General features: G+C 41.5%; 22 protein-coding genes and 1 tRNA gene. 10 read left to right on the plus strand and 13 right to left on the minus strand.

Features of this window, described 5'->3' with window-relative positions:
- The first annotated feature begins 160 nt into the window (after positions 1-160).
- From WA256_RS02490 to WA256_RS02505, 4 genes are all read left to right on the plus strand, one after another.
- Positions 161-236, plus strand: a tRNA-Val gene (locus WA256_RS02490).
- A gap of 268 nt (positions 237-504) precedes the next feature.
- Complete coding sequence (locus WA256_RS02495) at positions 505-2,139, plus strand: response regulator (protein ID WP_054563633.1); 1,635 nt, start codon at positions 505-507, stop codon at positions 2,137-2,139.
- A gap of 18 nt (positions 2,140-2,157) precedes the next feature.
- A complete protein-coding gene (locus tag WA256_RS02500) occupies positions 2,158-3,522 on the plus strand; it encodes an extracellular solute-binding protein (protein ID WP_335988814.1) in 1,365 nt (454 codons plus the stop codon).
- Entirely contained in the window at positions 3,519-5,468 is a 1,950-nt protein-coding gene (locus WA256_RS02505; protein WP_335988816.1) for an ATP-binding protein, read from the plus strand. The genes WA256_RS02500 and WA256_RS02505 overlap by 4 nt, the downstream gene beginning before the upstream one ends.
- 29 nt (positions 5,469-5,497) lie before the next feature.
- Here WA256_RS02505 and msrB read toward each other — a convergent pair whose 3' ends face one another.
- The 11 genes from msrB to WA256_RS02560 all read right to left on the minus strand — a co-directional run bounded on the left by msrB (position 5,498) and on the right by WA256_RS02560 (position 16,002).
- Positions 5,498-5,941, minus strand: coding sequence for a peptide-methionine (R)-S-oxide reductase MsrB (msrB, locus tag WA256_RS02510; RefSeq protein ID WP_274169153.1), 444 nt, complete (start codon positions 5,939-5,941; stop codon positions 5,498-5,500).
- A gap of 80 nt (positions 5,942-6,021) precedes the next feature.
- Positions 6,022-6,474 (minus strand): hypothetical protein, encoded by a 453-nt coding sequence (locus WA256_RS02515; protein ID WP_335988818.1) that lies wholly within the window; start codon positions 6,472-6,474, stop codon positions 6,022-6,024.
- Between the two features lie 9 nt (positions 6,475-6,483).
- Positions 6,484-6,972 (minus strand): DUF2919 domain-containing protein, encoded by a 489-nt coding sequence (locus WA256_RS02520; protein ID WP_335988820.1) that lies wholly within the window; start codon positions 6,970-6,972, stop codon positions 6,484-6,486.
- Positions 6,969-7,313 (minus strand): DUF3392 family protein, encoded by a 345-nt coding sequence (locus WA256_RS02525; RefSeq protein ID WP_335988822.1) that lies wholly within the window; start codon positions 7,311-7,313, stop codon positions 6,969-6,971. Before WA256_RS02525 ends, WA256_RS02520 begins: the two co-directional genes overlap by 4 nt.
- On the minus strand, positions 7,306-9,327 hold the full coding sequence (gene ligA, locus WA256_RS02530; protein ID WP_335988824.1) for an NAD-dependent DNA ligase LigA: 2,022 nt from the start codon (positions 9,325-9,327) through the stop codon (positions 7,306-7,308). Before ligA ends, WA256_RS02525 begins: the two co-directional genes overlap by 8 nt.
- 82 nt (positions 9,328-9,409) lie before the next feature.
- A complete protein-coding gene (gene zipA / locus WA256_RS02535) occupies positions 9,410-10,138 on the minus strand; it encodes a cell division protein ZipA (protein WP_062566961.1) in 729 nt (242 codons plus the stop codon).
- Between the two features lie 33 nt (positions 10,139-10,171).
- A complete protein-coding gene (locus WA256_RS02540; RefSeq protein ID WP_335988828.1) occupies positions 10,172-13,570 on the minus strand; it encodes a chromosome segregation SMC family protein in 3,399 nt (1,132 codons plus the stop codon).
- A gap of 60 nt (positions 13,571-13,630) precedes the next feature.
- Positions 13,631-14,362 (minus strand): TrmH family RNA methyltransferase, encoded by a 732-nt coding sequence (locus tag WA256_RS02545; RefSeq protein WP_335988830.1) that lies wholly within the window; start codon positions 14,360-14,362, stop codon positions 13,631-13,633.
- A 117-nt stretch (positions 14,363-14,479) separates the two neighbouring features.
- Entirely contained in the window at positions 14,480-14,926 is a 447-nt protein-coding gene (locus WA256_RS02550; RefSeq protein WP_105175164.1) for a flavodoxin, read from the minus strand.
- A complete protein-coding gene (gene truC / locus WA256_RS02555) occupies positions 14,913-15,686 on the minus strand; it encodes a tRNA pseudouridine(65) synthase TruC (protein WP_063527466.1) in 774 nt (257 codons plus the stop codon). The genes WA256_RS02550 and truC overlap by 14 nt, the downstream gene beginning before the upstream one ends.
- Position 15,687: 1 nt before the next feature.
- A complete protein-coding gene (locus tag WA256_RS02560) occupies positions 15,688-16,002 on the minus strand; it encodes a YqcC family protein (RefSeq protein WP_130166743.1) in 315 nt (104 codons plus the stop codon).
- A gap of 106 nt (positions 16,003-16,108) precedes the next feature.
- Between WA256_RS02560 and WA256_RS02565 the strand changes: the two genes are divergently transcribed.
- Complete coding sequence (locus WA256_RS02565) at positions 16,109-17,137, plus strand: DUF3549 family protein (RefSeq protein ID WP_253109196.1); 1,029 nt, start codon at positions 16,109-16,111, stop codon at positions 17,135-17,137.
- Positions 17,138-17,437 carry a DUF3301 domain-containing protein gene (locus WA256_RS02570; protein ID WP_054553721.1) on the plus strand — a complete coding sequence of 100 codons (300 nt, stop codon included), beginning with the start codon at positions 17,138-17,140 and terminating at the stop codon, positions 17,435-17,437.
- A 690-nt stretch (positions 17,438-18,127) separates the two neighbouring features.
- On the opposite strand, the gene WA256_RS02575 is transcribed toward WA256_RS02570, so the two are convergent.
- A complete protein-coding gene (locus WA256_RS02575; protein ID WP_054563618.1) occupies positions 18,128-18,775 on the minus strand; it encodes a GNAT family N-acetyltransferase in 648 nt (215 codons plus the stop codon).
- Between the two features lie 147 nt (positions 18,776-18,922).
- Here WA256_RS02575 and WA256_RS02580 point away from each other — a divergent pair, with 147 nt between their 5' ends.
- The 3 genes from WA256_RS02580 (at position 18,923) to WA256_RS02590 (ending at position 20,348) form a co-directional block, all read left to right on the plus strand.
- Complete coding sequence (locus WA256_RS02580; RefSeq protein ID WP_036969581.1) at positions 18,923-19,153, plus strand: DUF2789 domain-containing protein; 231 nt, start codon at positions 18,923-18,925, stop codon at positions 19,151-19,153.
- 155 nt (positions 19,154-19,308) lie between these two features.
- The gene (locus tag WA256_RS02585; protein ID WP_055021916.1) at positions 19,309-19,575 is read left to right on the plus strand and encodes a hypothetical protein; all 267 of its coding nucleotides are present in this window, start codon (positions 19,309-19,311) and stop codon (positions 19,573-19,575) included.
- Positions 19,575-20,348 (plus strand): Zn-ribbon-containing protein, encoded by a 774-nt coding sequence (locus WA256_RS02590; protein ID WP_063528532.1) that lies wholly within the window; start codon positions 19,575-19,577, stop codon positions 20,346-20,348. The genes WA256_RS02585 and WA256_RS02590 overlap by 1 nt, the downstream gene beginning before the upstream one ends.
- Before the next feature lie 60 nt (positions 20,349-20,408).
- On the opposite strand, the gene syd is transcribed toward WA256_RS02590, so the two are convergent.
- Positions 20,409-20,948 carry a SecY-interacting protein gene (syd, locus tag WA256_RS02595; RefSeq protein ID WP_130166741.1) on the minus strand — a complete coding sequence of 180 codons (540 nt, stop codon included), beginning with the start codon at positions 20,946-20,948 and terminating at the stop codon, positions 20,409-20,411.
- Between the two features lie 59 nt (positions 20,949-21,007).
- Here syd and queF point away from each other — a divergent pair, with 59 nt between their 5' ends.
- Complete coding sequence (queF, locus tag WA256_RS02600) at positions 21,008-21,853, plus strand: NADPH-dependent 7-cyano-7-deazaguanine reductase QueF (RefSeq protein WP_130166740.1); 846 nt, start codon at positions 21,008-21,010, stop codon at positions 21,851-21,853.
- Positions 21,854-21,904: the final 51 nt, after the last annotated feature.

Consider the following 21,904-nt stretch of genomic DNA (forward strand, 5'->3'; position numbering starts at 1 on the left):
ATCGCCACTCTTTACAAAACACAGGCTCGATGATTCAGGTCCAGTACGACCCACCATTTACTTTTTGAAGCAAAGAGCATCGCAACTCTTTACAACGAAAAGGCTCGGTGGTTAAGTTCAGTAAAACCAACCATTTAATCTTAAAACAAAATTTATATGTGGGTCGTTAGCTCAGTTGGGAGAGCATCGCCCTTACAAGGCGAGGGTCACTGGTTCAAGTCCAGTACGACCCACCACATATAACAACCGCTTCTACTATCTAACTTCTACTATCTAACTTCTACTATCTAACTTCTACTATCTAACTTCTACTATCTAACTTCTACTATCTAACTTCTACTATCTAACTTCTAAAATCTAACTGCTAATATCTATCACTCACTACTCCCTTTATTGATATGACCCAAAGCTAAACTTTAAATCATTGCAAAAGCTGTAATTTGCCTTGTCAGCAGCTAGACTGTTTATTATAGTCATCGTTAATGTCACTTAGTCGCAAGTCCAATGCCTGCAAAGATTTTTTCGAAAGCCAAAATTTTAATAGTTGAAGAGCAGCCACTTGCTCAAAGCTATATGAAACAGTCCTTAGAGGGATTGGGGTTTCGTCAGTTGCGTTTTGCTGAGCATGCAATTGCAGCAAAAGAACAATGTCAAATTGAGCAATTTGATCTCATCGTTTGTTCCTTTAACCTTAGTAAACATCAAGATGGTTATCAGCTTTATGAAGAGCTGAAAATGAAGCGCCTTATAAAAAACTCTACCGGCTTTATTTTTATTTCAGCTGAAACAAGCGGCTCGTTAGTTCACAGTGTACTCGAGCTACAACCAGATGATTTCTTAGTTAAACCCTTTACAATTAACGAATTAAAAAATCGTATTGAAAAAGTGTTATTGCGCAAAAGTAACCTACATCAAATTTATCAACTTATTGATGATGGGAATGACTCCAAAGCAATTAAACAAATTGATGCCTTGCTGCAAAACAAAGGTAATAGTTACAGCGCCATTCTGTTGAGATTAAAAGGCGACGCCCTACTTCGCCTTAAGCGCTTTGAAGAGGCCAAAACATTCTTTAAATCAGTGCTCGATATTCAAAAATTTACTTGGGCAAAAGTTGGTTTAGTCGAAGCGCTTATTGCTAATAATGAACATACCCTAGCACACCGCATGCTTAAGACGATGTTGCAGCGCAGTGAAACGAGACTAGTTGCGCTTGATTTACTGGGTCGATTAGAAATTAAACTCAATAAGTTTGATGAGGCTCAGGACTTTTTTAGTAAAGCTGTTGAGATTGCCCCACGTAACATTGACCGCCAAAAAGCCCTGAGTCATGTATCATTGCTTAATCATGATTATGAAAAGAATTATTTAACGCAAAAAGATATTGCCAGTTACGCAAAGCACTCAATTCACGATAACCCTGATATATATTTAAATGCGGCGCGCGCAGGGATTGATTTTGCTTTAACGACGGATCAAACCGATCAAGTTAATCGCATTTCGAGACAGACAAACCAGTACTTAAGTGATTTAAAAAAGCAGTTTCCGAATAGTAATAATCAAACACAAATTGATGTTCTCAATGCGCGTTTGCATTATTTAAAGGATGAACATCAAAAGGCTAAAGCACTTATCAATCAACTTGATGAAAGTGACACTCAAATTCGTTCAGTAGATGGTGCGCTCGATAAGGCGAAAGCGTTTCATGAGCTTGGTTTTCACCACAAAGCACAGATGCTATTTAACCAAATAATCACTCACTGTGAACGCCACCCATCAGTTAGCGATCCGGTGTATTTACGTTATATTCAACAACAACAAACTGAACGACGAGATATCAAGCTCGGTCCGAAAGAGCTCAATAATCACGCTGTAACACAATTTAATAAAGGTCAGCTCAATACGGCGCTAGAAGCCTTCACCCAAGCATTTAGGATCATGCCTAAAAATGCCAGCATCGCTTTAAACCTACTGCAATGTTTATTCGATACAAATAACCAAGGCCAATCATTTAATTTAGCGCTCGCGAAAAAATGTTTTGCCTTGCTCGATGCGCAAACATTAGAAGATGAACAAGCAATCCGCTTTGAAAAAATTAAAGCCCTGGCTGCAAAGTTAAAAATTAAGCTTGCTGAGTAATTGCGTATGGCATCTTCTTTGTTTAAATTTAAAAAGCCCCTCCTAAGCGTTGCGCTTTTAATATTTTGCCAATACAGCTTTGCCTCAGCAACATTACAACATTGGCAACAAGCCAGTATCAATTGGCAAAGTAAAGCAGGTAGCCATATCAATATTTTGGCTGATGAGCAGCCTGCATTTATGGCGTTAAAACCCTACATTCCTTTATTTGAGCAGCTAACAGGGATTTCTGTTGGCTTTCATGCTTTAGAACAATCACAAATGCGTGTTCGTCGCCATCAAGATTTAAGTGAAGCTTCAGGGCTTTACGATGTACTGCCGATGGGGATTACCTTTTTAGGTGAAGCGCAAAGCCAAGGCTGGATTGAGCCCCTGCAGCCTTACATTGATAGCCCAAAACTGACAGACAAAACTTGGTATCAGTTAGAAGACATTAGTGAACGTAGCCTAGCGCTTTGTAAAATTGATAACACGCTATATTCGTTACCGTTTGATTTTTCTGCGCCGATTTATTTTTATCGCAAAGATCTTTTCGAACGTTTTAACTTAGCAGTTCCCGATACCTACGAGCAACTACAAGCAACCAAGGTTAAGTTACAACGAGAAATCGACCGTACTCCTTCTTTAAATGGTATGCATGCATTTGCCTCACGTACGCTGCCGGGGGCAGGGTTAAACACTTGGACTGTGTTACCTGTTATGCGTGCTTATGGCGCTGAAGTTATCGACGCGCAGGGCCAGTCTGTTTTTAATAGCCCTGAAACGGCACAAAGCCTACAAGTGTATCGCGACCTAGTAACAGGGTTCGGCAATCCAGATAACAGCCGCTTACTGCATTTTTATGAAATTCGTCGCCTGTTTAAAGAAGGCCGCCTTGCCTCGGCCTTTTTGGCTTCTCATTTTTATAATGAAATAGATACCGCCGAAGAGTCAGATATTTGGAATAAATGGGAAGCAGCCCCCTTGCCTGCAGGTCCAATCGCCAGAGAAACATCTCCTTGGGCATGGGCATTTGCAATTAATAGCAAATCAACTAACAAAGATGCTGCATGGTTATTTATTCAATGGGCAACCAGTGAGCAGACAGCCGCACTACTTAGTACAGGAGGTTCACCGCCTAGACAAAAAGTGTGGCACGAAAAGCTGTTTACTCTAGTAAACAAACCTGGCTTTAATAAAGCCATGTTATGGGTGTTTGAGCATGCAACGCCTGATCGCCTTCAGGCTGGCATGGTCGAGTTTCCGGTTATTGGCGAAATTATTTCGCAAACCTTTAGCCAAATTTTCTATGGTGCAGATATAAAACAATCAATCAAAAGCACAGACGCAAAAATCAACGCTAATATGCAAGCATTAAAAGTACGGAGCAATATTGAGCAATGAGAATTAGTATTGCCCACAAAATTTTAATGATCATTGGCTTTACCATTACCCTTATTTTAGGGGCAAGTACGTCGTTGCATGTAATGGAGCTTAAAGAGCAAACACTTTTGAACATGAGTGAAAAAGCTGATGCGATTGTCTCGCCCATGTTGTCAGAAATAAATAGCCTCACAAAAGATAATACCGTGGGGAGTTGGGTGCTTAAAATTCAGGGTCTTACCCTAAAGAACATTTTAAAAAATAATACTTTTGATGATTTAAAAACGATTTACTTTATCGACCAAAATAATTTTATCGCCGCCCACCCGGATAACAGTAAAGTAGATACCCTAGAAACTAACCAAGAGCTGCTAAAACAGCTCAATCCTAAGCATAATGTCATTGTAGCCATGGAGCAGCAATATGTTGTTGCTGTGCCAATTAGCAACTTTCAGGGCGAAAATATCGGTTACGTTATGGTGAGTTTTTCAGATAAAGACTTAGCGTTAAAGACCAAATCGATTATTAGCAATGCGGTTTCGCTGTTTGCTATTTACCTGTTAACCGCACTTATCATCGCCTATATCATTATTCGCCGTATTATCTTGCAGCCAATTGATCAGCTCGTGGAGTTTTCTCATGCCGTGACCACTGGTGATTTAAACTGCCCTATTAATATAAAGAGCCAAGATGAAATAGGTACTCTCGCCAGTGGCTTTAAAATGATGCGCGCTGCGGTTAGACAGCAGATAAACAGCATGCATGAACAACATAGTTTACTTGAAGACACCGTTGCAAAGCGCACTCAAGAGTACCTTGACGCTAAAGAGCAAGCTGAACAATCAAATCAGGCTAAAAGTCGCTTTTTAGCTAATATGTCGCATGAGTTAAGAACTCCGCTCAATGCAGTGCTAGGTTTTAGCCAATTACTACAAGATAGCGAAACAGATAAAAATAAGCGTCGTTATTTAGAAGCAATATCAATCTCTGGTAATTCACTGCTTAATGTTTTGAATGACATTCTCGATTTATCAAAAATCGATGCTGGTAAAATGCAACTCGATATTGAGCGTGTAGAAATCCCTAAAATGTGCCATGAGCTTAATATGATGTTTTTACAACTCAGTGCGCAAAAGGATCTCGACTTACAAATAACCTCTCACCCAGAGTTAACAACCCCTGTGTTGCTTGATAGCAATAAAGTTCGCCAAGTACTAACCAACTTAATCAGTAATGCCATTAAGTTCACTGCACAAGGCAGTGTTAAAGTGTATTTCGATTTTAAAGCCCACGATGACAACAGCAATATTGATATCAAAATTCATGTCACAGACACAGGTAAAGGTATTCCTAAAGATCAACAAGATCTTATTTTTAATGATTTTGAACAAGTACAAGGCCAACGTAGTTCGGAGTTTGGTGGAACGGGATTAGGTCTTGCGATTTCACTGCGTTTTATCAAGCTAATGGGTGGTGAGTTATCGGTGATCAGCGATAAAGATAAAGGCAGTGAGTTTATCGTGTCGTTACCAAATGTTGAATTAGCAGAGTCTAAAAATGAAGTGAAACATCGTAACTACCCCGCTATTTCGAGCTACCACTTTAATCCTGCTCGAATTTTGATTGTTGATGATATTCCCTACAACCGTGACTATTTAGAGTCCTTTTTATCGCGCTGGAGCTTTACCGTAGACACGGCTATCAATGGTGAAGATGCCCTTAAAAAAATTGAGCAGCATCAGCCTGATTTAATCATCATGGATTTAAAAATGCCGGTAATGGGCGGATTAGAAGCAAGTCAGTTAATTCGCAGTGATGATCGCTTCAAGCATATTCCGATCATTGCGGTTACAGCATCGGTATTAAAAGATGATAAGGCGCAATCCAGTATTTTGACAGACTACATAATCAGTAAGCCAATTCACCGTGAGCACCTTATTTTCATCATTGCTCAATACTTAGATTAGGTAATGATTAGATAGAGATTAAACACGCATTAGTCGCGTTTTTTCATCGCTATAGCATTCATGCAATAGCGTAAGCCACTTGGCGGTGGACCATCAGGAAATACATGTCCTAAGTGTGCATCGCAAACATTACATACGGCTTCAATGCGCTGCATACCATGGCTAGAGTCCGCGATATAGGCAATGCTTTCAACACTGCTAGGCTGAGTAAATGACGGCCAGCCGGTGCCACTATCGAACTTTTCATCGCCATCAAAAAGTAAGTTGTCACAACATACACACGCATATTGACCTGGTTCAAATATCGTACATGAATCAGAGCTGTGCGGACGTTCGGTGCCTTTTAAACGGGTTACATAGAATGCATCTTGTTCGAGCTCAGCTTGCCATTCAGATGACGATTTTTCGACTCGACGTGAAGGTGTTGGGTTACCGTTATGGGCAAACTCTAAAATATCTTGCCAAGTTAACATAATGCTCCCTCAGGGTTGAATACAACAGTTGCACAGTACATCACAAGCACTACGAAGGGCAAGCAACGCGCGTCTAGTTATTACTGTGTTTGCAGCCGAATATCTATTTGTGCACGTTCACGCTCAGAAAGTAGCTGTGCTAAATGACTATTTATTTGGCTGCTGTTAACACTTAATACGGCTGTTATCAGCTGGTCATTGACATCAGTTACATGGATTATCCCTTCGCCGATTTCAATCTGCTTAATTTGGCCAATTAATACAAACTCAGCTTTGCGTTTAAAATCAAATAAACCAGCCAGACTTATCAGCGCTAGCTGATTTACATCACGCTTTAGTAAATCAGTAATGGGATTACGCGCTACAAATAACGGAGTTACCCGATAAAGGCTTGATAAAGTAATAAAGCCCCATAACATCGCAAACAACGAAAATGCAGCACTGTGCCAAAGTGGCGTAAATACCCATAAAGCAATTAATACCAGCGCGATAGTGAGTGAAATTTTTGCTAAAAGCTTATTAATTGCCAACATATTGCAGCCCTATTTCTTTTCAATTGGATCTGGCCAATCATTAAAAAAGACCGACAGATATCTGCTTTTTAATAAATATAACAGTACCCATAACACCAGCACCATTTGACAGGCTAAGAAAAAAGAAAACTGATAGTGACTGTGCGCAGCCTGATAGGTTAACCAACTTAAATCTGTGATTGCACACAAAATTAATGGCCAGCGCATAAATCGCCAAATAGACGCGAGACGTTTCGCACCTTCAGCATTTTCTTGAGGTCGGCGTAAACAAAAGATCACCGCCGGTAATAAGGCGATTGCAGCTATGGCAATGGCTGTAAAGAAATCGTTTTTCGACTTAAAAAACAGCGACATGATATCTAAATCAGGGCGACGACTCAGCGCCGCCATAATCCATATAAAGTAACTGCGTAACAACACTAACAAAGTTAAATGAAACGCTACAGGGGTTCGATAAGCGCCGTGTTTATCCCAGTATTCTGGACCGTAGCGATTCATATTTGGTTCTTCTTATCGGCAATGATGCCAAGTACAAAAAACGCAGCTGTTAGTGTAAGCGCCAGCCATTTAACACCGAGTAGCAGTAGCAACTTACTTAAAAATGGAGTTACAAACACCACAAGTAAGCCCATGCCAAACCCTGTGACCAACACAAAGCAAAGCACGCGAATAATAAAGTGACGACGCGCGACAAAGCGCTTGGTCAGTTTAATAATATCGTTTGCATACAAGGATATAAAACACACCACCAGCAATAATGAAATATTGTAAAGGTGTGGTTGCAGCCAGCTGCCAATTGTTAAAGCAACTGACGACAATGCCTGCAATAGACTATCCATTGTGCTCACTTAAAAGTGCAATGAGGTCAGCCTCAGTTAACACATCAATGCCTAAGTCTTGTGCTTTGGTTAATTTTGAGCCTGCTTTTTCACCCGCAATCAGTGCATCTGTTTTCGCCGATACACTACCCGAAACTTTTGCACCTAACGCTTGTAAACGTGCTTTTGCATCATTACGATTAAGCTCACTCAATGTGCCGGTCAGTACGTAAGTTAAGCCAGCTAATGGCTGCGCATCGGCGCTCGGCGCGGTTAATTCTGGCCAGTGAATACCTTGCTCAACTAACGCATTTACAACTGCCATATTGTGCTCTTCGCTAAAGAAGCCACGTACATGCTTAGCAACGATCTCACCTACGTCACTTACTTCAGTTAACGCATCAACGCTTGCTTGAGTGATTTTTTCTAGAGTTAAAAAATGGTTTGCTAAGTTTTGCGCGGTTGCTTCACCCACTTCACGAATACCTAACGAATATAGGAATTTAGCTAAGGTTGTTTGTTTCGCATCTTGTAGTGCATTAACTAAATTCTTAGCAGATTTAGGGCCCATTCGCTCTAGTGATTCAAAATGCCCTTGTTTAAGGATAAATAAATCAGCAGGCGTTTTGATAAGCTCACGATCAACAAGTTGATCAACAATTTTGTCGCCCAAGCCATCAACATCAAGTGCTTTACGTGACGCAAAATGTTTAATAGCTTGCTTACGCTGAGCTTGGCACACTAAACCACCAGTACAACGGGCAACCGCTTCACCTTCAATGCGCTCCACATGTGAGTCACAAATTGGGCAGGTAGCAGGAAATTCAATGTCTTTAGCATCGTCTGGACGACGCTCAAGGACAACTTGGGTAATTTGTGGAATAACATCACCTGCACGGCGAATAATCACGGTATCGCCAATTTTAACGCCTAAACGGGCAATTTCATCGCCATTATGAAGCGTTGCGTTAGATACCGTTACGCCACCTACAAATACTGGCTCTAATCGTGCTACAGGGGTGATTGCACCTGTGCGCCCTACCTGGAATTCAACATCAAGTAATTTGGTGATTTCTTCTTGTGCTGGGAATTTAAAAGCAATTGCCCAGCGCGGTGCACGTGCCACAAAGCCTAAACGCTCTTGTAGTTTTTTGTCGTTTACTTTAATAACTACACCGTCAATTTCGTAGGCAAGGCTGCTTCGACGCGTCAAGATATCTTGATAATAATCAAGTGCAGCTTGCTGACCTTCAACCAGTTTTGTTTCTGGGCAAAGTGGTAAACCCCAATCGGTAAGTTTAGCAAGCTGTTGGTAATGATCTTCTGGTAACTGCCCATCGGCAACAAGCCCTGTGCTGTAGGCATAAAACATCAGTGGACGTTTTGCTGTTACTTTAGAGTCAAGCTGACGTAAGCTACCGGCAGCAGCATTACGCGGGTTAACGAAAACTTTGTCGCCACGCTTTTCGGCTTCACTGTTTAGTTTGGCAAAACCGGCACTATCCATAAATACTTCACCGCGCACTTCAAGCTCTGCCGGGAAGTCATCGCCACGTAACTTAAGCGGCACATTACGAATTGTTTTCACGTTTTGAGTGATGTTTTCACCCACCATACCATCACCACGGGTAGCCGCTTGAACTAACACACCATCACGATAAATAATCGATACCGCTAAACCATCAAGCTTTGGCTCACAACAAAAAGTCAGCTCATTGTTGTCCATTAAACGCTCTTTGATACGGCGGTTAAATGCGGCAAACTCTTCTTCTGAAAAGGCATTATCAAGTGACAGCATTGGCACTTGGTGAGTGACTTGCTCGAACTTATCAAGTGCTGCGCCACCGACTTTTTGGCTTGGTGAGTCAGGGCTTTGAAACTCAGGATTAGCTTGCTCAAGGGCGCTTAATTCGCGCATTAAACGGTCATATTCAGCATCAGGAATGCTAGGTGCATCCAGCACATAATAATTATGGTTATGCTCTTCTAACTGGGCACGAAGTTGGCTAATTTGCTCAAAGATAGGGCTGGACATGAAAACCTCAAAAATCTACATAAAAAAGCCACTTCGACGACTTAACGCCAAGTGGCCTATTACTTATACTCTGTGTGTGCGACTAAGCTGAAAAGCTGCGTACTTTCTCAACATACTCACGAACGCTTTCAACCGTCATTTCTTCACGGTTGCTATCTAAAATAGTTGCACCAAATTCATCGGCTAGCTTTTTAGCTGCACTGTGCAACATATTGAATGCACTTAGACCATCGCCATCACATGGTAAGGTCATAAATAAACTAACACCTGCCGTACTAAACTGTTCCATATTATCAATATCGAACGTGCCTGGGTTGTACATATTCACTAAACGGAATAACACCGGGCCTGTGCCTGCTGGGTCTAAGTGACGGTTAAAAAAACCTTCTTCAGAATACTTAAAGCCTAACATATTAACGGCTGGCAATAATTGGCTGCCATCCATTGTTAAGCCCTCTGGCATTTGTAAATGCACAATAATGAAATCGGTTGGAGCTTGTGCATCTGCTGGCTCTTCTTCAACTTCTTGTTGCTTAGCTTCAGGCTCTTCAACAACCTGTTCTGAAACAGCTGGTTCGTCGTGACTTTCTGCTGAAAAGCTTAAATCACCAAACTCTGGCTCATCACGTTCTTGCGGTTTTGCAGTTGCAGGCTCTTGAACCTCGCTGGTTGTTTCGTTCGGTTCAACCCGTTCAACTGAAGGCGTATCTGGGCTGTCCTTTTTACGCACCGACCATAAGCCGTGAATTAATAAACCACCAATGACAAATACACTGATTACGATTAAAGCCCATCTTAATTCTTCGGCCATCCCCTCACCTTTATTATTTGATATGCCTAAATTTTATGCATGTGCCATTTGCACAGCTTGTTCTATATCTACAGCGACCATACGTGATACACCTGGTTCAGCCATAGTTACACCGGTCAACCTGCCTGCCATTTCCATAGCAATTTTGTTATGACTGATATAAATAAATTGTACTGATTGTGACATCTCTTCTACCAAACGGCAAAAACGACTCACATTCGCATCATCCAATGGCGCATCCACTTCATCTAGCATACAGAATGGAGCTGGATTGAGCCTGAATATTGAAAACACCAATGATAATGCGGTCAGCGCTTTTTCTCCACCACTAAGCAGGTGAATTGTCGAATTTTTCTTGCCTGGTGGCCTTGCCATGATGCTCACCCCACTTTCAAGTAGATCATCACTGGTCAATTCAAGGTAAGCACTACCGCCACCAAACACTTTTGGGAATAACTCCCCAAAGTCTGTATTTACTTGTTCAAAGGTCGCCTTGAAACGATTTTTTGTTTCTCGGTCGATTTTTTGAATCGCCCCTTCAAGGGTATTTAATGCTTGTGTTAAGTCATCAAGCTGCTGATTTAAATAATCGCTGCGCTGTTTAGCCTGCTCAAACTCATCTATTGCCGCTAAGTTCACCGCGCCAAGTTCATTTAATGCTTGCGTGGTTTTTGTAAGCCTCGTTTGCATGCTATTTAAATTGGCATTGTCAGGCAGTTCTTCAAGTACTGTTTTTAAATTTTGTTCCAGTTCTTCAAGTGGCTCTAACGCAGCTTGCGCCTTCACGATTAAACTTTGCTCATCCAGCGCCAATGCTTGCAACTGCTCTTGTAACGTCACCAACTCAGATTGCGATGATTTCAGCGCTGTTTGCTTATCAGCAAGCTCCTTTTTAGCTTGACTCAAGGCCGCTTGCAAGTTTTTCAGTTCAACGTCACTTTGTTGATGCTTTTCAAGCAATAGCATAATCTGCTCTGCTACTTCTTCAAGCGGGATCACTAGCTCTTCTAGTTGCTCGTTGAGCTCCAATACAGCTTCACTGGCAGCACTTTGGGCGGCATTAGCATGCTGTAGTTTGGTTTCGCTAAGTTGACACTCACTGCGAGCTTTTTGTTCAGCCAAATTTGCTTGATGTGCTTGCGTTTTATATTGCTCAAGCATAGAAGCCACTTGGCGATAGCGGTTATTTGCCTCAGCTTGTAGGTGTTTTGCTTGCTCTAACTCAGTTTCAAGTTCTAATTGCTGCTCTAACAGTTGTTCAAGTAAACACTGCTGAGTTTGTTGCTGTTCGTCAGCATTTTGCTTTTGCTCAGCCAGTAAGGTTTGACGCTGTTGCAACTTAACAAGCTGGTTTTGCCACTGGGTTTGCTGCTCTAATAACATATCGCGTCGAGTGCTGGCCGATGCAATCTGCTGAGCTGCTTGGTGAATTCGTTCTCTGTATTGCTCTTTGTCAGCGATAAGTGTTTTCTTGTGAGCTAGATGCTCATTTAGCAATTGATGCTTAGTTTCTAATTGCTCGTTGAGTTCTTCATCTAACTGCTGTGCATCACTTAGCTGAGCATGCTTTAAAAGCAAAGAATTGTCGGCGTCTTTATTGGCATCGGTATGAAAGTTACGACCATGCATACAGCCCTCTTCATCAATCACAGCCAGCCAATATGGATCCGCCAAAATAGCGTCATCAAAACAAGGTTGAAATGCAAACCGTGCTAATAAATCAGGGTAAGCACCCGATTCGATATAATTAGCTAATGACTCTTTTGGTAACTCATCATCAGATGCAGGCCAAACACTATTCGGCTCTTTATGTTGACTGACCTTTAGATGCTCAAGGCCAAGTAGGGCTTGTTCAATTAGCGGCTCAAAGCCAGAAGCCACCTTTAACTGCGCCAATAGAGAGACACTTTCGTTGTCGGTTTGCTCTGATAACAAAGAGTTAAGCGCAGCTATGCTGGCTCTGTTTTCATTACTGTGCTGCTGAACCCGCTTTAAGTCCTGCTCTAAGTGCTGTTGCTCTTTATCCGCTTGTTCTAGATTTTGAGTGAGCTTATTCAGCGCACTTTGTTGCTGCGCAAGCTCTTTCGTCAGTGATTGAATTTGCTGTTGTTGCTCTGCAATTTGCGCTGCAACTGGAGTCGCTTCAAGTTCATTAATTTCAGCGGCAAGTTGTGCCTGCTGAGACTCAAGTTGCGCAACAGTCTGGGCAAAGTGAGCCTGTTGACTCTTTGCAACATTAATATCACTGCTATGAGCTTGGCTTTTCTGTAAGGTGCTTTGATATTGCTCATTGGCGCTTTGCATTTGTTGCTGTTGCTGTGCGACTTGCTCTTCAACCTCTGCAACTTGCTCGGCGCACAGTAAACTTTGCTCAATCGCTTCTTGTAGCTGCTCTTGTAAAATGGCGGCTGAGGCGTGTTGCTCTTCTTGCAGCTCTTTATTTTGTAACTGCAGTTGTTGCTGTTTGATAAGGTTTTGGCTAAGTGTTTGCTGTTGCTGCTTTAAGCTGATCTGTTGCTGCTCTTTGCGGGTTAAATCAGTATGAGTTTGATGCTGAGCCTGCTGTGCGTCTTGCAGTTTTTGCTGCTCAAGCTGCACCTGATTTTCAAGGCTTGCTAAAACGTCATCGTGGCCAGAGTGCGCTTCTCTAAAGAACTGAATTTGCTCTTTAAGTTTATTAATTTGCTCAGCTTTATCAATTTGTTGTTGGTGTAACTTCTGCCACTTTAAAACCGCAATTTGCCCTTTTAAGGTGCGCTCAGTAGCTTTTAGTTCTCGGTATTTTTTTGCATCGACTGATTGCACTGCAAGTTTATCAAGTTGTGTTTGCAACTCTTGCCTTACATCAAGCAATCGTTCAAGGTTTTCGCGGGTGCTTTTAATGCGGGTTTGCGTTTCACGACGACGCTCTTTGTATTTTGAAACTCCCGCGGCTTCTTCTAAAAAAACACGCAAGTCAGCCGGTTTGCTCTCTATTAAACGCGAGATCATGCCCTGCTCAATAATCGCATAACTGCGCGGGCCAAGACCTGTGCCTAAAAAGATATCGGTAATATCACGCTTACGGCATTTACTGCCATTTAGAAAATAAATTGACTGGCCATCTCGAGTCACTAAGCGTTTGATCGCCACTTGGTTTCGATCAGCAAAGGTATTCGGTAAATGGCCACTGGTGTTATCAAACACCAACTCAACAGAGGCTTGTGAAATAGGTTTTCGATTAGTTGAGCCGTTAAAAATAACATCGGTCATGGCATCGCCACGTAAGTTTTTAGCTGAGCTTTCACCTAGCACCCAACGCACTGCATCAATGACATTTGATTTGCCACAGCCGTTCGGGCCGACAACACATGTCATCTGATCAGGGAATGGGATCTTAGTGGGTTCAACAAACGATTTGAAACCCGCTAATTTTATGGTGCTTAAGCGCATCTAATTGTTTTACCGATTTTTATTGTTATTCTTCAATTTAACCCATTTTAGGGTAAAAGGTTAAGCGTGGCGCTTAAAATTATCTAAAATAATACCCGTTGCCATCGCTACATTAAGCGATTCTGCTTGGCCATAAGCCGGAATAGTGATTTTATCAGTAACTAAGCTTTCGCAATCAGTACGTATACCATGAGATTCACTGCCCATTAGTAATACGGCATCTTGTTTAAGAGCAGTTTTGTGGATGTTCTCACCTTCTAAAAATGCACCATACACAGGAAGATTTAAGCTAGGTAAGTAACTGGTTAAGTCGGTTTGTGAGACACACACGCGAGCAAATGAACCCATGGTTGCGCTGATGGTTTTCGGGTTATAAGCATCCGCACTGTCTGTGCTGGTAACAATATGCTTAATACCATACCAATCAGCAACACGAATAATCGTACCCAAATTACCCGGATCCGACACGCCATCAAGGGCTAAAATAAGTCCCGATGTTGGTAATGCTTGCTGACTTGGCATATCAACAACAGCAATTGCGGCGTTGTTACTAACAAGCGTACTGGCTTTGGTAAGGCTGTCTTCATCTGCTTCAATGACTTGATGGGCTGCAAGCGCTGATTGGTGCGCAGAAATAAATGCAGGAGTCGCAAATATATGAGCAATACTTAACCCACTGTTTAGTAATTCAAGTACATTTTTTTCGCCTTGAACAAGGTACTGGTTATATTGCTTACGGTATTTCTTTTGACCTAATGCACGAATTAGTTTCAGTTGGTTTTTTGAAATCATAACAGCCTCATAAAATGATGGTTTAGTATATCAGATTCTGTACTCGAAAAACCAAGGGGAAAGTGCCAATTGCTTATTCAATCAGCACTTTTAACAGGCACTAGCTAATAAGAGGTATTAACTAATTTTCGTCAGCCACTCATTTAACCATGGCTCAGTTACAGGCCAAGGTTCAAAATCTTCACAGGCATCAATTTCTAAACGATGACCAACAGGTTTTGCCTGTAAATCGCGAAATAGCTCATCAAAGCTGCGACCTGCACCACAAAACGTATCGCCATAGCTGCGGTCGCCCATAGCAATAATGCCGTATTGCTTGCCTGTTAACAGTGGGAATTGATCATTTAATTGGCTATATAAAGCGATTAAGTTATCAGGAATATCGCCCTGACCCGTCGTTGAAGTGATCACTAAAATATGTGACGCAGCCAGCATGTCATCGACCGTGCCATTTTCAACTAATTGCGCTTGATGCTCAGACTTTTCAATAACTTCAATAACTTGTTCGCTTAAACGCTCAGCACCGCCGTAAACACTGCCGACAAAAATACTAATGGTTGCCATAATAATCCTTTTCTTCTGTTGGCCAGCCAAGTTGCTGGCAAATCGTTAACATTGCATCGCCTAATGGCGCTCTAATTGTTATTGGTTGCTTGCTATAAGGGTGCACAAACTTTAATTCAGAGGCAAATAACATTAAACGACGAAGCTGAAAATGCTCTCTAAAAAATTGATTATGCTGATTATCACCATGATTTACATCACCAATAATTGGCAATGATAAATGTTTTAAATGACGACGAATTTGATGTTTGCGGCCAGTTTTTGGAAAACATTCCACCAGCGAATAACGAACTGTTGGGTATTTACCAATTGGAATAGGCAAGCTTGCTTGGTGCAGGCAATGAAATTGCGTTTGTGCTTCTTGCGGTGCTTTATTTTGATCAGCAAACTTATCAGCAATTTTATCAAGCTCTTCTTTTAAAGGTTTATCTAAGAAGATTGATTCGTTTAAAAAGCCTCTTACTAAAGCTAAATAACGCTTTTCAATTTGCCCATCAATAAATAACTGGTTCATATCACGGGCTGCTTCTGAACTTAACGCAAACAGTAATACGCCTGAGGTTGGTCTATCTAACCGATGTACAGGAAACACGTGTTGACCAATTTGGTCACGCAGCATTTGCATTGCAAATTGGGTTTCGTGTTTGTCTAAAAACGAACGGTGAACCAATAAACCGGATGGCTTATCAATCGCAATGTAATTTTCATCGCGGTACAGAATCGTTAACTCATCAAATTGTGGCTTAACACTCTCTTGCATCTTAGTCATCACTCAAAAGTTGATCGAGTTTTTGTAAAACGTTAATCACATCATTACCGCCGCTGTGTTGTGCCAGCATCATTTCAGCCATTGGCGCAATTGCAAAATTACGGGGTAATGGCTGAGCGTGCGTGATTAAGGCATGCATTTTTTTAAGAAAAACAAATTGCAGCCATTGCTCAAAAGCCATGGTGTCATGACAAAACGGCACACTAGAATTGAGTGCACTTGGGTCAATCGGCGTTGTTTGCCAAAGTGAATGGCGTTGTAATGTGGATTCTAATTCGCGCAGCAGCGCCAAAGTCTGTTGATGCATTGTAAAACTCTTAATACCTTTGTGCTTAGTATACCCTGTTCCAAGGCGCCATGGTATGGCGTATAATTCGCGGCTGATATAGATTAATTACGGTAATTGAGATTTTATGACTGAGCAGATCGCCACTTTAGGGCAACTTCTGGATGCAGCAGGTACCACTTGGCGTGCCTTCGATATTGGCAGACACATCACGAAATTAGACAAAAAACAATTTCTTGCCATTGAAGAAACAAAAATCCCTTACCCATACCCGCTTGCTGGTCATGCTTGGCTTGCTATTCAATTTTGGGATGTGAAAGCGTCTAAAGAACCTTATGTATGGTTTTTAAAATTCCCCCTAGATGAGCAAAGCCGTCTTGTAAGCGCAAGCCGCGATCACTTCGCAAATATGGTAATTGAAGCGCTTGGTACAGAAATTACCGGTGAAAATGCCGAAGGCAAATTAGACAACAACCCGTATGTATTTACACCAAACGCCAACAAGTTAGCGGCATTTAATGCACAGGTTAAATGTTTGCTTAAACAAAGTGCTTCACAGTATTACGAATATGCGCAGCTGTATTTTTCAGGCAAACTAGGATTTGATAATTGGCAAAGTGTTGCAGTACAAGGTATTGCAGACTTTGCGATGCGTTTAGATAACGACAACAATTTAGCAAATCTACAAGCCGCTTGGGGGCAACTACCAGTCGAAGTATTACAGCCGCTAAGTGCAATGCTTGAACATGTTGCAATCGAACCCGTGTTTGCAGAGCAATTGTTAGCCTATGGTTTAAACGCCATAGAGCATAAAGACGACATCGCCCTTGTTGCAGCCCTTAGAAGCCTATCAAAAACACCAGCACAAGGTTTAACTGCGCAACTTGTTGATGCTGTATTACGCTCTGATATGAACACCCAATCAGATGTACTATTAACGATTGCTGGGCGCTGTTTTAGCACACTTGAAGACCCAGAACGCTTACACGTGTTTATGGATTGCTGTGCACACCACACTAAAATTGAACAACTGTTTGTGAGTATTTTCACCGATTTAGTTGCAATTCCTAGTATTCGCCCTCACCTACTAGGTTTATTAAGAAAAGAAAATCGTAGCGAAACACTCGCTCGAGCAATAGGAAGGTTATTTTCGTAAATGGCAGGCTTGTGGACACTCATCATCATTGGCAGCATCATCTACTTTTTTTGGTTAAACAGAAAAGTGGCCGAAGCAGCTAATCTTCATGCACAAAGACAAATTGAGCAATTAAATGTGCAATTGATGAGTGTTGCTTGCAATAAGCGCCGACTTGGCATTTTAAAAAGCGGTAAACCAGGTATAAAAAGCGAATTTATTTTTGAGTTTTCAAGTGATGGACAAAACGTGTATCAAGGCGTTTTGATCATGGAAAACGAATTACTTAAAAGCGTAGTAATACCGCCGCATAAGATTTAAGTTGCGAGTTGCGAGTTGCGAGTTGCGAGTTGCGAGTTGCGAGTTTTACAAGAATAATTGCCTGTTTGAGAAGTGCGACCTCCAGAAAGAACTAAGGCGTAGCTAATAGCCACGCCCCAATCTTGCTACTTCCATGATTAAGTATCCTTACTTATGCCGAAGCTGCCTTTTTATCTTTCCCCTGAACGGGTATACATCCGATACACCCACCATGCTACTTCATGTAACATTTAACACATCCTAGTGCCGTCCTCTTGCCGTCAATGGCTATCCACTTCGTTTTCCAAACGCTCCTTTAGCTTCCTGCTAAAATCATCCTTTGGTCAGTCCTTTTCAATCGCTCCGCGATTGTACTGCATCCTGGCAGTGTCCTCGTTCTTCCTTGCTTCCCTAGCTCTTGTCCCTTTGCTTCCTGCTAAGCTTCTTGCTTAGTTGCCATAATCCTAATCCTTGGCATCAGTTCAATCGTTGAACCTGCGTCTTCTTGACATGATTAAGTTTAGAGAAATGCGGATATCTTGGTAGGCATAAAAAGTAATTTTTTCTAAGTCACAAAAATGACAAAAACAATAAATCCTTTAAAATCATTACAATAAGCAATTATGGGTACAAATTTAAAGGCATTAAACTGATAAAACGCACAGCAATGTGAGATTTATCTCACATTGCTATTTCCAAAACGTCCTTTTGTCAATTTGCTGCTTTGAACATCAAGTCACCTTCAACTTGGTTAAAGCTTAATGCTTTGAACACTTCAAACCCTTCAGAGCTAAAGAATTCGCGCTGTTCAGAGCGGGTAACAAATACGGCTAAACCACTTGCTTGATTGCTTGACTCAACTAAATCATCAAGCCCTCGTAGCAGATATCTGCCTAAACCTTGCCCTTGAAAATGTGGGTCAACGGCTATAAAGGCTAAAAACAGATAATGGCCTTTACTCGAGAGCGCTTCACGAATAGTGCGCTCCTTTTCTATAAGCTGATTGGTTTGCAAGTAACCCGCACTAAGCATCAGCTTTAATCGCCAATGCCAGTATCGCTCAGCTTGCAGTTCACTTGCCGAATCAAATACACACGCAATAGCTTTTAATCTACTTTGTGAGTAAAGGCCTATTAGAGGCTGCTTTTCTTGCCAGAAACTTGCTAGCTCTTCACGCACTAAGGCACGTAGTTTAGTTTCATATTTACTTGGGTTATCTTGTTGAAAACCTAATACATTCTGAAGAACGGGATCATCATGATAGGCTTGATAAATAAGGCTTGCGGCAGTGCTAATATCTTCAGCACTAAGGTATTGCACACTTAAGGTTTCGGGTTCAGCAACTGTCAAAATACTCATCCTTTTATTTGTTTTATTATTTTCGTACTAGACTATAAGGTATATACCCAACAGCGATTAAAGACAAATTCAGCGTAAGTTAAACTGCGGTTCATCATCATTAAGTTTAAGCAGTAATAATTATCGCCATACACAAGGAGCAGAACTATGGATACGACAAAACATGATATTTCGACCCTATTTGCACAACTTGGTTTACCGAGCAAAGAAAGTGAAATAGATGCTTTTATAGCATCCCATCAACTGTCTGATACAACCCTATTGCAGGAAGCGCCTTTTTGGGATGAAGCTCAGCAACACTTTTTAGCAGAATCACTTGCAGAAGATGGTGCTTGGAGCGAGGTGATTGATGAATTAGACGCAAGGTTACGCCAGTAACGCCTGCGACCTAATTTACGAGCTTAAATAACATTCTTTTAGCTCGTAGATTAGGAAAGTAATTTCACTCCACATCTATTATTGCTACCATACGCGCGCACTGCAGCCCATATACTGCGGTGCTTTTTAGTCTTTATAAAAGAGTTTATACAAAAATGAATGCCGTTGTATTTGATGCAATTAAAACCCTTCTTGATGAAGGTAAAACCCCGACAGTTGCCTTAACTAAAAGTAAGCTAGCCCAACCAATGCCGATGCCTGTGATCATCGCTGCGGTTAGCCAATATAAAAACAATCCGGATTCAATTAATAATTTCATCAATAACCCGTCAAATGAACAACTGAGTACACCAAAAGAAAGTCAATTGGATCGTATTGAAGCTAAATTAGATAGGTTATTAGCACTGCTTGAGAAAAAATAATGTTTGTTGTCGATCTGACTTTTGATTGCTACCAAGATACTACCTTAGAGCTTGCTGAGCAGGCGATAAACCGCCTAGTGAATGCGCTTCGTTTTAACGGCCAAATAATTGGTGATGAATTTCCAACGGTTTTAAAAGATGGATTTTTCATTACTCGTGTAATGTGCCCAACCGAAGATGCGATGCATCCGCTCAACCATAGCCCGTTTGTAAAACATAGCATTGAGCAATTAAACACTGCAGGCTTACTGGCACCAAAAGTTAAAGTGGTCGGCCAAGACATTCACTCAAATGGCGCTGACATGTGCAATGATCCATCGTGCTATATTTTGTATACCACGTACGTGCACACCTGTAGCCCGCTTTATTGTGGTGATGACTTTTTACCAGTACCGTTATTTCGCATTCCAGCAATTGCCAATGGCGATTACAAAACACTCATTAAATGGCAAGAAGACTGGCAAGCGTGCGATCAAATTCAGATCAATGGTGCAACCCGTTGTGAATTTCCTGCGCTTGAAGAACTAACTAGCATCAAGAGTGACTTATACCGCCGTGGTCGCGATATCACTAAACGTATTAGTTTTCTAACCAAGAAGCCGGTTTATTACTATTTATACCGTGTAGGCGGCGTTGACAAAGAGTCAGAGCTTAAACGTCGCTGCCCAAGCTGCGATGGCGAGTGGAAATTACCAGAGCCATGGTTTGGCTTATTTGATTTTCGTTGCGAGCCCTGTGGCATTGTTTCGAATATCTCGTGGGACTTTCAATAACCTAATAAAGGTAATAACCAGATACACGAAAGGGGCAACCGCCCCTTTTACTTATTGAATTTACACCGTTACTTTGTCTAAAAACTCACTGATGCTATTCGCTAGCACATGATGTGGTTTTTTACCCACATACTCTAAGCAAACCTCACCGCTTTCGACTAATACAGTGATCAGCAGATCATCTTGCTCTGTAAGACCAATAAATACGGTTTCTGGCTGCTTTAGCTTGCGCTTCATTAACACATGACCGGTAATATTTTGCTGTAAGCGGCTAAAATCATCTTCATTCCATGCTTGTAGCAGTTCAATGTGATGATCATCAACACTCAATAACAAATTACCCGCATAGACATGACCAAACAATGGGCTTAAATCTTCAGGAAACGATAGCTCTAGCGCCTTGGCTAAGTCTTCTAAACTGCCAGAAGGCTGTTGTGGAACTGCACACCACTGAATAAGCCCCTGATTATCAACTTCGCCCTGCTCACATGGACTTGGCCATGCTGTATCATGTTCAATAACAGGAAGCTTTCCTGTGCGTTCTAGGCATTTTTCACTAAATGCTTGATGTAACTTATCTAGTTTTGTAGAAACAGACATACTGCGAAACTCATTGGCTTTAGGTATAATGCCGCCATTGTAACTACAAAAGTGTAAAGATGACAGATTACAGCAACTCACCCGAACTGAAAAACAGTGTTCTTGGTAAAAGCACAGAGTATGTAGATACCTACACACCAAGTTTACTGTTTCCTATTGCCCGTAAATTAAACCGTGATGCATTAGGTGTTAGCGAAGATAACTTACCGTTTAAAGGCCAAGATATTTGGACTGGCTATGAATTATCGTGGCTAAATAGCAAGGGTAAGCCAATGGTCGCTGTGGCAACATTTGTATTTCCTTGTCAGAGCAGCCATATCATTGAGTCAAAGTCATTCAAACTGTACCTAAATAGCTTTAATCAAACACGCTTTGAGACGCTAGATGACGTTCACCAAGCACTGAGTAAAGACTTATCCGCTGCAGTTAATGCACCGGTGGTCGTTACTTTATACCAAGCAGATGATTTCAATTGTTTGCCATTTTCAGCGTTACCGGGCGAATGTATTGATGATCTGGATATCGAAATCACCAGCTATGATATTGATGCAAGCTCACTTCGCCATAATGGTGATGAGATTGTCTCAGAAACCCTACACAGTCACTTACTAAAATCGAACTGTTTGATCACCTCACAGCCTGATTGGGCGAGTGTGATTATTCGTTATAAAGGCCAAGCAATTTGCTATGAAGCATTATTAAAATACTTAATTTCGTTTCGAACTCACAATGAGTTTCATGAGCAATGTGTAGAGCGTATCTACTGCGATTTAATGCAGCAGTTAAACCTCGAAGAGCTAGAAGTGTATGCCCGTTATACACGCCGTGGTGGTTTAGATATCAACCCTTATCGCTCAACGAATCAAGATAAAACACCCTTCAAGGTAAAAATTAATCGCCAATAACTTTGGTGACAATAAAAAACCGAGTTGTGAACTCGGTTTTTTATTGTCTGA

This window comes from Pseudoalteromonas sp. CH_XMU1449-3 (genome assembly GCF_037027245.1).
Lineage (GTDB): Bacteria > Pseudomonadota > Gammaproteobacteria > Enterobacterales > Alteromonadaceae > Pseudoalteromonas > Pseudoalteromonas shioyasakiensis.